The sequence below is a fragment of the Kitasatospora sp. NPDC057512 genome, from assembly GCF_042802135.1.
Lineage (GTDB): Bacteria > Actinomycetota > Actinomycetes > Streptomycetales > Streptomycetaceae > Kitasatospora.
In genome coordinates this window covers 1-11,933 of the sequence record NZ_JBHVET010000200.1, presented here as the reverse complement: position 1 = coordinate 11,933, position 11,933 = coordinate 1, and the positions used below count along the sequence as shown (strand labels likewise).

Annotated in this window: 5 protein-coding genes; all 5 read right to left on the bottom strand. The window is 75.6% G+C overall.

Annotated features, from left to right (window positions below; translation table 11 throughout):
* The coding region (locus ACFU6K_RS15795) for an AMP-binding protein (RefSeq protein ID WP_380663446.1) at positions 1–352 on the bottom strand (352 nt) is incomplete at its 3' end.
* Positions 353–361: 9 nt separating this feature from the next.
* Complete coding sequence (locus ACFU6K_RS15790) at positions 362–4,804, bottom strand: amino acid adenylation domain-containing protein (RefSeq protein WP_380663445.1); 4,443 nt, start codon at positions 4,802–4,804, stop codon at positions 362–364.
* A gap of 32 nt (positions 4,805–4,836) precedes the next feature.
* Positions 4,837–9,540, bottom strand: a complete 4,704-nt coding sequence (locus tag ACFU6K_RS15785; RefSeq protein WP_380663443.1) for an amino acid adenylation domain-containing protein — start codon at positions 9,538–9,540, stop codon at positions 4,837–4,839.
* A gap of 122 nt (positions 9,541–9,662) precedes the next feature.
* Positions 9,663–10,925 (bottom strand): glutamate synthase-related protein, encoded by a 1,263-nt coding sequence (locus ACFU6K_RS15780; protein ID WP_380663441.1) that lies wholly within the window; start codon positions 10,923–10,925, stop codon positions 9,663–9,665.
* Positions 10,922–11,914, bottom strand: a complete 993-nt coding sequence (locus ACFU6K_RS15775) for an asparagine synthetase A (RefSeq protein WP_380663448.1) — start codon at positions 11,912–11,914, stop codon at positions 10,922–10,924. The genes ACFU6K_RS15780 and ACFU6K_RS15775 overlap by 4 nt, the downstream gene beginning before the upstream one ends.
* Between the last annotated feature and the right edge of the window lie 19 nt (positions 11,915–11,933).

Here is an 11,933-nt window from a genome sequence, read left to right as displayed (position 1 = left end):
GCACCGGCACCCCGTCGGCCGCCGGGAGGCCGTCGGCGCTGATCAGGGCGGCGAGCCGGGCGTCGGCGGCCATGTAGGCGAGCCGCTCGGCGGGGTAGGCCGGGTCGAGCGGGACGTAGGCGGCGCCGGCCCGCCAGACGGCGAGCAGGGCGACCGGCAGGTCGGCGGTGCGGGCGAGGTGGACGCCGACCCGGTCGCCGCGGCCGACGCCGCGCTCGCGCAGGGCGCGGGCCAGGGCGGCGGTGCGGCGGTCGAGTTCGGCGAAGTCCAGGCGGTCGGCACCGGCCAGGACGGCGGTGCGCCCGGGGTGGGCGGCGACGGTGTCGCGCAGGCGGTCCAGCAGATCGGTCATGACGGCTCCTCAGGACTCTCGGGCGGCGGCGGCCATGGTGTGCAGGGCGGCGGCGTAGGTGTCGATGAACTGCTCGGCGGTGTGGTCGGCGACCAGCGAGCGCTGGTGGTCCACGGCGAGCAGCACCCGCCGCGTGACCGGGTCCTGGATCACCGAGGCGCCGAAGGCGAAGCTGTTGGGTTCGTGGCGCAGGGTCGGCTCGGTGCCGATCCGGCCGTCCACGATGCGGGCCGAGCTGAGCCGGCCGAGGGCGTGGAAGCGCAGGTAGCCGAACTGGCTGTCCAGCGCGGTGTCGGTCATCAGCCGGGCGAGGCGGGCGAAGGGCACCCGGCGGTGCGGCATCATGTCCAGCTCCTCCCGGTGGACCTCGCGGACCAGGGCGAGCAGGTCGTCGGTGGGTTCGCAGCTCAGCGGGACGGTGTTGAGGAACAGCCCGTACACCTCGGTGCCGCCGAGCCGCTCCAGCCGGCCGTTGACGGCCAGGCCGGTGGTGACGCGCCGACGCCCGGTGACGGCGGCGAGGGCGTGCAGGTGGGCGGCGAGCGCCACCGACTTGACCGGCACGCCGAGCGCCTCGGCGACGTCGCGCAACTGCCCGGGCGCCTCCGGCAGCACCCGCTCGACGGTGCGCGGCGCCTCGTGCACGGACTCGCTGCCGGGGAAGGACTGGCCGCTGACGCCGTCCAGCCGCTCGCGCCAGTAGGCGAGCGAGCGCTCGTCCCCGGCGGCCTGCCGTTCGACGGCCACGAAGTCGCGGAAGGCGGTGCGCGGCGGCGGGGCGGGCGCGCCGAGCGGGTCGTCGGCGAGGGCGCCGTGGCGTTCCAGGATCTCGGTGAGCAGCGAGGTGAAGCTCCAGCCGTCGAGGATCGCGTGGTGCTCGGAGACGGTGAGCTGGAAGGCGTCCGCGGCGAGGCGCTGCACGGTGATCCGGAACAGCGGCGGCGCGGTGAGGTCGAAGGGCGTCCACCGGTGGGTGTCGAACACCTCCCGGATCGCCGCGTCCTGGTCCGCCTCGGCGGCGCCGCGCAGGTCGGCGAACTCGACGGGGGCGGGCAGCCGGCCGTGGACGAGTTGCAGCGGTTCGCCGTAGCCGGACAGGTCCAGGCCGGTGCGCAGCACGGCGTGGCGGCCCATGGCCTCGGCGACGGAGCGGCGGAAGGCCTGCTCGTCGAGGTCACCGGAGATCTTGTAGGAGTTGACGTTGTGGTAGCTGTCGGTGCCGCCGGCGATCTCCATGTGGAAGACCATGGAGAGCTGCATGGACACCATCGGGTAGGCGTCGACCAGGCCGGGCGGCAGGTCGGCGCGGTCCTCCGGGGTGACCAGGGCGAAGGGTTCGTGGGCGTCCCGGCCCTCGGTGACGGGCTCGGCGAGCGGCAGCAGGGCGGCGACGGTGGGGGCGTTGAAGACGTCCCGCAGGCTCAGCCCCCAGCCGCGTTCGTGCAGCGCGCCGGCCAGCTGGACGGCCCGGATGGAGTCGCCGCCGAGGTGGAAGAAGTCGTCGTGGACGCCGATGCCGTCCACCCCGAGGACCTCCGTCCAGACGGCGGCGAAGGCCTCCTCCTCCGGGGTGCGCGGCTCGACGTGCCGGCCTCCGGTGGCGGTGGCGCGCTGGCCGGGGGCGGGCAGCGCGGCGCGGTCCACCTTGCCGTTGACGGTCAGCGGCAGCGACTCCAGCACGGTGAAGCTCGCGGGGACCATGTACGGGGGCAGCGAGCGGCCGAGGAAGGCGCGGACGTCGGCGGGCTCGCGTCCGGTGACGTACGCGGCGAGCCGGTCCTCGTGCACGGTGACGACGCAGGCGTCCACGTCCGGGTGGGCGGCGAGCGCGTTCTCGATCTCGCCGAGTTCGATCCGGAAGCCGCGCAGCTTGACCTGGAAGTCGGCGCGCCCGATGTACTCCAGGCCGCCGCCGGGCAGCCGCCGGGCGACGTCGCCGGTGCGGTAGAGCCGGGCCCCGGGCGGGCCGTACGGGTCGGCGACGAAGCGGCCGGCGGTGAGGCCGGGGCGGCCCCAGTAGCCGTGCGCGAGGCTGCCGCCGCCGATGTACAGCTCGCCGGCCGCGCCGGGCGGCACCGGCCGCAGCCAGTCGTCCAGGACCTGGGCGCTCAGGTGCGGCATCGGCGTGCCGATCAGGCTGCGCTCGAAGCCGGCGCTGCCGGCCAGGTCGTGGGTGGTGACGTGGACGGTGGTCTCGGTGATGCCGTACAGGTTGCACAGCCGGGCCGGGGGCGGCGGGTCGAGTTCGAACCAGCGCTGGACGACGGCCGGGTCCAGCGCCTCCCCGCCCAGCATGATCCACTTCAGCGCGGGCAGAGCGCGCGGGCTGCGCCGCAGCACCGGCTCCAGCTGGCGCAGCGCCGAGGGGGTCAGGCAGAGGTACGAGACGTCCTCCTCCGCCAGCAGCTCGGCGAACTCCTCCGGCGAGCGGCTGGTCACGTACGGGACGACGACCAGGCGGGCGCCGTGCAGCAGGGCGCCCCACATCTCCCAGACCGTCCAGTCGAAGGCGTAGCTGTGGAAGAGCGTCCAGGTCTCCTCCGGGCCGAAGCCGAAGTGCCGCTCGCCGTCCGCCATCAGCCGGCTGACGTGCTCGTGGGCGACGGCGACGCCCTTGGGACGGCCGGTGGAGCCGGAGGTGAAGATGACGTAGGCGACGTCGCCGGGGCGGCCGGCGGCCGGCGGGCGGGTGTCGGGGCGGGCGGCCAGGTCGGCGGCCTCGGCGGTCAGGTCGTAGGCCTGCCAGGGGCCTTCGGGCACCAGGTCCGGGCGGTCGGTGACGACCAGGGCGACGCCGGTGTCGCCGAAGACCAGCGCGGCGCGGTCGGCGGGGGCGGCCAGGTCGACGGGCACGTAGGCGGCGCCGGTCTTGAGCACGCCGAGGACGGTGACCAGGACGTCGGCGGTGCGCTCCAGCAGCATGCCGACGCGGTCGCCCGGGCCGGCGCCGCGGGCGCGCAGGGCGTGGGCGAGGCGGTTGGCCCGGCGGTCGAGTTCGGCGTAGCTCAGGGTGCCGTCGGGGTCGCTGACGGCGGGCCGGTCGGGGTGGGCGTCGGCGGTCCGCTCGAACAGCCGGTGCAGGCAGTGGCCGGGGGTGTCGGTGGCCGCGGCCCCCTCGGCGGGGCGGGTGGTCAGCCGCAGCACGGTGGCGTCGGGGTCGTCCAGGGCCGCGGTGAGCAGGGCGTCGAACTCGGCGGCCAGCCGGCGGACGGTCCCGGGGTCGAACAGTTCGCTGCGGTACTCGGCCTCGCCGCGCAGCTCTCCGCCGTCTCCCCCGTCGAACACGGACCAGGTGAGGTCGAACTTGCTGGTGCCGTTGGAGCGCACCCGGCTGCGGGCGGTGGCCGCCGGGCCGAGCGCCAGCGGGGTCCGGTCCTCGCCGTGGGCGCCGAACACCACCTGGACCAGCGGCGGGTGCTGGGCGCTGCGGGCGGCGCCGAGCCGGTCGACGATCTGGTCGAAGGGCAGGTCGAGGTAGCCGTACGCCTCGAAGGCGACGTCCTGGACGTGCTCCAGCAGGTCCCGGAAGCTCAGCGCGGGCGCGAGCCGCAGGCGCAGCGGCAGCAGGTTGACGAAGTAGCCGAGCAGGTGCTCCAGTTCGGGCCGGTCGCGGGTGGTGACCGGGGTGCCGACCACCAGGTCGTCGGCGCCGGTCCAGCGGTTCAGCAGCAGGGCGAAGGCGGCCAGTTGGACGGTGAACGGGGTGACGCCCTCGGTCTCGGCCAGGGCGCGGACCCGCGCCGCCGTCCCGGGGGCGAGGTCGAACCCCTCGGTGCGGCCGGCCGCGCCGCGCTCGGCGGGCCGGGGCCGGTCGGTGGGCAGCTCCAGCAGCGCGGGTGCGCCGTCCAACTGCTCCTTCCAGTACGTCAGGTGCTCCTCGTAGGAGGTGCCGAGCTCCTCCTCGGCGCGGTCGGCGTACTGCACGGTCAGCTCCGGCAGTTCGGCCTCCCGGCCGCGCACCGCCGCGCCGTACAGCTCGGCGAGCTCGCGCTCGAAGACCTCGGCGGACCAGCCGTCCCAGACGATGTGGTGGACGGTGAACAGCACGGTGGTGCGCTCGTCCGCGAGCCGGAAGGCCTCGGCGCGCAGCAGCGGGCCGGCCGCCAGGTCGAAGGGCTCGGCGCAGCGGGCGGCGAGCAGCTCCTCCAGGCGCGCGGCCCGGTCGGGGAGGTCCCGCAGGTCGGTCTCCGCGAGCGGCACGGCGAGGCGGTGGTGCACGTGCTGGCGGGGGCCGTCAGGGTGCAGCGCGAAGGTGGTGCGCAGCGTCTCGTGCCGGGCCGTGACCGCGTCCAGAGCCCGCCGGAGCAGCGCGAGGTCGAGCGGGCCGGTGACGTCGAGGGTCCAGGGGGTGCAGTAGGTGACGGCCTTCGGGTCGAGGCGGTCGAGGAACCAGAGGCCGCGTTGCAGCCCGGACAGGGGCGCGGTGCGCGCCGGGTGGTCGGACGGGCTCACGGCCTCGTTCCCTTCGTGTGCGGTGCGGCCGGTCACCGGGCGGCCAGCCGTTCGGCGATGGCGCTCACGGTCCGGGCCCGGAACACCAGTTGCGGGGGGACGCGGCTGCCGGTCTCCCGGGACAGCCGCATCGCAACCCGGACGGCGGCCAGCGAGTTGCCGCCGATCCGGAAGAAGTTGTCCTCGCGGCCGACCTCGGCGAGGTCGAGCACCTCGCGCACCGCCTCGGCGACCAGGCGTTCGGCCTCGGTCAGCGGGTCGGCGACGGCTGCGTCCTCGGCTGCGACCGGGCGCCCTGCGGGGGCGGGCAGCGCCTTGCGGTCCACCTTGCCGTTGTGGTTGAGCGGCAGCGCGTCCAGGACGTCCAGGGTCGCGGGCAGCATGTGCTCGGGCAGCAGGCCGGCCAGGTGGTCGAGCAGGGCGTCCGGGCCGGGGGCGCCGGCGGCGACGGTGACGTAGGCGGCGATCCGGCGGTCGCCGGGGGCGGGTTCGTGGACGGCGACGGCGGCCTCCCGGACGGCCGGGTGGCGGGTGAGCGCGTCCTCGATCTCGCCGGGTTCGACCCGAAAGCCGCGGATCTTGACCTGGTCGTCGATCCGGCCGGTGACCTCCAGCAGGCCCTCGGCGGTGCGGTGCCCGAGGTCGCCGGTGCGGTAGAGGCGCTCGCCGGGGGCGCCGTACGGGGAGGCGACGAAGCGTTCGGCGGTGAGGCCGGGCCGGCCGAGGTAGCCGTGGGCGAGGCCGCCGCCGGTGGCGTACAGCTCGCCGGTCACCCCGGGCCCGACGGGGCGCAGCCGCTCGTCCAGGACGAGGACGCCCTTGCCGTGCAGCGCGACGCCGATCGGGATGGAGCCGCCGGCGGCGTCGGCGGGGAGGACCCGGTGGCAGGTGGTCAGGCCGAGGCTCTCCACCGGGCCGTAGCCGTTGGCGACCACCAGGCCCGGGTAGGCCTCCAGGGCCTTGGCGACATGGGTGGTGGAGGCCCGCTCGCCGGCGGTGAAGGCGAGCTTCAGGTCGTCGTAGGTCTCCGGGAACTCCTCCAGCAGGAAGTTGAACAGGCTGGCGGAGAGCTGGAGTTGGGTGACGCCGTGGCGGCGGGTCAGCTCGGCGACGGTCTGCGGGTCCGGGCGCTGACCGGGCTGGAGAACGCAGGTGCCGCCGAAGCAGAGCGCGCCGTACAGCTCCAGCGCGAAGGCGTCCCAGGAGACCGGCGAGCACTGCAGCCAGACCTCGTCGGGGCCGAAGCGGGCGTAGTCCTGGCCGAGGTAGGTGGTGGTGAGCGCGCGGTGCGGGACGGCGACGCCCTTGGGGCGGCCGGTGGAGCCGGAGGTGAACATCACGGTGGCGAGGTCGGCGCCGTCGACCGGCAGGCCGAGGTCGTGGGCCGGGTACCGGGCCAGGTCACCGGCCGAGGCGTCCAGGTCCACCTGGCCGGGGACGGCGAACGGCACGGTGGCGTGCCGGTGGGTGACCACCGTGGCGGCGCCGGTGTCGGCGACGGCGCCGGCCAGCCGCTCGGCCGGGAAGTCCGGGTCGAGCAGGGTGTAGGCGGCGCCGGTCTTGAGGGCCGCCAGCAGGGCGGTGACCAGCTCCGGCCCCCGCTCGGTCAGCACGGCGACGGTGTCGCCGCGGCCGATGCCCAGGCCCGCCAGGTGGCGGGCGAGCCGGTTCGCGGCGGCGTTCAACTCGCCGTACCCGACGGTCCGTTCGCCGGATATCAGAGCGACGGCCCGCGGCTCGCGGGCGGCCCGCGCCTCGAACAGGGCGTGCACCGGCACCTCGACGGCGGCGGCCAGGGTGCCCAGCCACTCCTCGCACAGCCCGACCATGGTGGCCGGCTCGAAGAGGTCGCTGTCGTACTCGAAGCGGCCGGTGAAGCCGGTGCCGAGGTCGTCCACCGAGACGGACAGGTCGAAGCGGGAGACCGGGTTGGAGTGCAGGGCCCGGGTGACGGCGTGCCCGCCGACCGTGAACGGCCGGGGGTCCAGCGGGTGCAGCTCCAGCAGCACCTGGCAGAGCGGGTTGCGGTCCTCGGGGCGCTCGTCGAGCACGGCGTTCGCGATGTCGTCGAAGGGCACCTGCTGGTGCCGGTAGCCGCCGATCGACACCTCGCGCACGTGCCGGACCAGCTCGCGGAAGGAGGCGCCCTCCTCCAGCCTCAGCCGCAGCGGCAGCAGGTTGACGAAGTAGCCGATCAGGCCGTCGAGTTCGGCCCGGCCGCGGGCGTTCACCGGCGAGCCGAGCACCAGGTCGCGCTGACCGGAGCGGCGGTGCAGGGTGAGCGCCAGCCCGGCCAGCAGCACCATGAACGGGGTGGCGTCCTCGCTGCGGGCGAGCGCCCGGACGGCCTCGGCCACCGGGCCGGGCATGGCGAAGCGGTGGAAGGCGCCGCGGAAGGCCTGCTCCTCGGGGCGGGGGCGGTCCGGCGCCAGCGCCTCGGTGGTCGGCGCGTCGCGCAACTGCTCGCGCCAGTAGTCGAGTTGCTTCTCGGCGGTGTCGTCCTGGTACTGCCAGGCGGCGTAGTCGCCGTACTGGACGGCGAGTTCCGGCAGCTCGGCCGGGCGGCCCTCGGCCAAGGCGGCGTACAGCTCCCGGAGTTCGGCCTCCAGGACCGGCAGCGAGCCCTCGTCCCAGACGATGTGGTGGAGGAGCAGCAGCAGCGTGGTCGCCCCGCCGGCCCGGAAGACCCGGGCCCGCACCAGCGGGCCCCGCGCCAGGTCGAAGGGCTCCAGCGCGGCCTCGGCGACCAGCCCGTCCACCCGGTCGGCGGTGGTCTCGGTGAGCGTGAACGGCAGCTCCACGGAGGGGTGGACGATCTGGCGCGGGCCGTCCTCGGCGAGCTCGAAGGTGGTCCGCAGGCTCTCGTGCCGCTCGACCACCCCCGCCAGCGCCCACCGCAGCAGCTCGGGGTCGACCGGCCCGGAGAAGCGGAACACCCAGGGCACCAGATAGGTCGGCGCGTCCGGGTTCCACTGGTCGAGGAACCACAGGCCGCGCTGGAACTTCGACAGCGGGGCCTCGGCGGCGCCCGAGCGCACCGGGGCCGGGCGCGCGCCGCCGGTCGCGGAGGTCACCGCGGCGGCGAACCCGGCCAGGGTCGGCGCGTCGAAGATGGTGTACGGCGACACCATGCCGAAGACGTCGAAGACCCGGCCCACCACCCGTACGGCGGTCAGCGAATCGCCGCCCAGGTGGAAGAAGTTGTCGTCGGCGCCGACCTCCGGCACGCCGAGCACGTCCGCCCAGACCGCCGCGATCAGCTGCTCGGCGGGGGTGCGCGGCGGGCGGCCGGCCGGCCTGCCCTCCGGCGCCGTCCGCGGCTCGGGCAGCGCCGCGCGGTCCACCTTGCCGCCGGCCGTCAGCGGGAAGGCCTCCAGCGCGGTGAGCGTCGCCGGAACCATGTGCTCGGGCAGCCGCTCGGCCAGCCAGGCCCGGGCCTCGGCGTACCCCGGCACGGCGCCGGTGGCATACGCGGCCAGCCGGCCCTCGTGCGCCACCACCACGCAGCCGGTCACGCCGGGGTGGCCGGCCAGTACCTGCTCGACCTCCCCGGGCTCGACCCGGAAGCCGCGGATCTTCACCTGGTGGTCGGTGCGGCCGAGGAACTCCAGCGGGCCGTCCCCGGTGGCGCGGCGCACCAGGTCGCCGGTGCGGTACATCCGGGCGCCGCCGGGGCCGTCCGGGTCCGCGAACGGGTCCGCGACGAAGCGGCCGGCGGTCAGGCCGGGGCGGCCGAGGTAGCCGGAGGCCAACAGCGGCCCGCCGACGTACAGTTCACCGGCCTCGCCGGGCGGCACCGGCCGCAGCCGCTCGTCGAGCACGTGCAGCGGGCGCCCGCCGACGGCGGTGCCGATCGGCACCCGGGCCGCCGGCTGCTGCCCGTCGAGCCGGTGGACGGTGGCGGTGACCACCGTCTCGGTCGGACCGTACGCGTTCAGCAGCGGCACCCCGGTCGCCGCCCACCAGGCGGCGGCGGTGGCCGGCTCCAGCTTGTCGCTGCCGGAGACCATCAGCCGCAGGGTGCGCGGCACCCGGCCGCCCAGCGCCGCCACCACGTCCTGGAAGTAGCCCGCGGCCAGGTTGGCGACGGTGACGCCCTCGGCGTCCAGCAGCTCCAGCAGCGCGGCCGGGGCGAGCAGCCGCTGCTCCGGCAGGACCAGGCAGGCCCCGGCGGCCAGCGCGCCGAGCACCTGCTCCACGGCCACGTCCACGGTCGGACGGGCGAACTGCAGCACCACGTCCCGCTCGGTCAGGCCGAAGGCCTCGACCACACCGGCCAGATGGCCGGCCAGGGCCGCGAGCGGGACGTGCACGCCCTTGGGGCGGCCGGTGGTACCGGAGGTGTAGATGACGTACCCGGCGCCCGCGCCCGTCCCTCCGCCCAGCTCGGTGAGCTCCTCGCCGTCGAGGGCGAGGCCGGCCCCGGCGTCCTCGGCGATCCAGCGGTTGCGCTCCTCGGGCGCCTCCCGGTCCAGCGGCAGGTAGGTGGCACCCGCCCGCAGCGCCGCCAGCAGCGCGACCACGTGGTCCAGCCGGTCGCGGCCGGTCACGGCGACCGTCCGCCCGGGGGCGAGCCGGGCGGCGAGGGCGGCGCTCAGGCCGTCCAGCTCCCGGTAGCTGACGGTCCGGGCCCCGGCCCGGACGGCCGGCCGCTCCGGGAAGCGCGCGACGGCGGAGGCGAACGGCGCGAATGCGGGCGCCGTGAATTCGACGGGAAAACCGCGAGAGGACATCATCCAGCCCCAGATCGTGAGAGGAATCGGCGAAGAAGGCGACAGGGGAACACCAAGGCCCTGTCGGCAGAGCGGGCGGAAGGAAGTCGGCAGTTTCCTCCTGCCGCTTCCCGAGCAGGCCGGGGCTACCGGCCGAGGGGGATTCCGGAATTCCCGGGGGACCAGACGTCCTCCTGGTCCAGGGCCTCCGGGGAGTACTTCCCGAGCGCGCTGATCAGCAGCCGGAGTTCCAGCGCCAGGCAGTCCGCGAAACGGCGGAGCCCGGATTCCCGGTCCTCCGCGACGGCGAGCAGCGCCGCCCGTCCGAGGCCCACCGCGCGGGCCCCCAGCGCCAGGCTCTTGACCGCCCGGGCGCCCTCCCAGATCCGCCCGGAGACCAGCAGGGAGGGCGGCGGCGCGGCCGCCAGCCGGCGCAGGCACTCCGCGAGCGGCAGGCCGACGTGCGGCAGGAACACCCCCGGCGCCCAGCCGGTGCCGCCCTCCGCGCCGTCCACCACGACGGCGTCCGCCCCGGCCTCGTGCGCCACCCGGGCGGCCTCGGCCACGTCCCGGCCGGGGTGGAGCTTCACCCAGATCCGCACCCGCGGGTAGTTGTTGCGCATCAGCCGGATCTGCTGGCGCAGGATCTCCGCGGTGAAGGTGCCCGGGGTGGCGGCGCGCAGCACCCGCCCGTCGTCGAACAGCGGGTCGAGACCGAAGCGGTCGCCGAGCGCGGCGGCGGCGTCCGCGTCCAGCACGGTCATCCCGCCCAGGCCCGGCTTGGCGCCCTGGCCGACCTTCAACTCGAAGGCCAGCCGCCCGGATTCGAGCAGCGGCAGGGCGGCCGGGTCGCTGTGGACGAGGTTCCACACCTCGGCGTCGGCGTCCTCGGTGCTCTGCTGGACGGCCACGCCGCCGAGCCCGTCCGGGAGTTCCTCGCCGTAGGCGCGCAGCCGGCCGAGCAGGGTGCGGTCGGCGGCCTCGCCGAGCCGGCCGTAGCCGTTGACCGGCACCACGTTCTCGCCGATCACCATCGGGATCCCGAGCGCCCCGGCCTGCCGGCTGAGGGCCAGCCCGAGGTCGCCGCCGGCCGCCCGGGTGGAGCCGGTCGCGGAGACGTACACCGGCAGCGCGGAGGCGAACCCGCCGATGGCGGTGGCGAGTTCGACGTCCCGGTAGTCGGGCTCGCAGCCCAGGTCGATCAGCTTGGCGAGCCGCTGCGGCAGGAACAGCGGCGGGACGATCCGCAGGGCGTCGAGGGCGTCGGACGGCGCCGCCTCCTCGGGCCTCCCCGCGCCGAACAGCACCCGCCCGTACTCCTCGGCGGGCGGGAACACGGCGGCCGCCCCGGCCCGGGCCCGCCGCCGGACCTCCTCCTCCGGGAACCCCGGTGCGGTCAGGTCGCTCACGGCGACACCACCCCGGCGACCTTGGGGAACGCGCTGGCCTGCCAGACGGCGTCCAGGCCTGCGACGTACCGGGTGAGCCGCTCGACGCCGATGCCGAAGCCCGCGCTGGCCGGCACGCCCTCGCGCACCAGGTCCAGGTACCAGCGGTACTTCTGCGGGTTCTCGCCGGTCTCCCGCATCCGGGTGACGATCTCCGCGTAGTCGTTGGTGCGCTGGCTGCCGCTGCACAGCTCGCCGTAGCCCTCGGGCGCGAGCAGGTCGAAGTTCCGCAGCAGGCCCGGGTCCTCCGGGTGCTCGCGGTCGTAGAAGCCGCGCGAGCCCTTCGGGTAGTCGGTGACGAAGAACGGCCGGTCGCGCCGGGCCGACAGCAACGCCTCGCCCTCCCAGTCGAGTTCGGCGTCCGGGCTCTGCGGGTGCCCGATCCCGCGCAGTTCGGCGACCGCCTCGGCGTGCCGGACGCGGCCGAAGGAGCCCTTCAGCAGGTCGGCGAACGCCTGCGGGTCCCGGCCGAGTTCGGCGAACTCCTTGGGCAGCTCGCGCACCGTGCTGCCGACCATGTGCACCACCAGCTCCTCGGCCAGCCGGACGGCGTCGTCCCGGCTCGCGCCGGCGGCCTCCACGTCCAGCTGGTGGAACTCGGCCAGGTGCCGGCTCGTCCCGGCGGTCTCCAGCGGCTCCAGGCGGACGTTCGGGGCGATGCAGAAGATCTTGTCGAAGGCGAGCAGCGAGGCCTGCTTGTACAGGATCGCGCTGGTCATCAGCTTGTAGCGGTGGCCGTAGAAGTCGATGTCCACCTGCTTGGAGCCGCGCGCGCCGGGGTCGGTGACCGGGCCGATGACCGGCGGCAGCAGCTCGGTGAAACCCCGGCCGCGCAGGAACTCCCGGGCGGCGAACAGCAGGTGCTGCTGGATCCGCAGCGCGCTGCGGGTGGTCGGGGCGGTCAGGTGCCGGCCCGGATCGGTCGGGGGCAGGGGGGTGGCGTCGGGCATGGTCGGAGTCCTCTTCTCT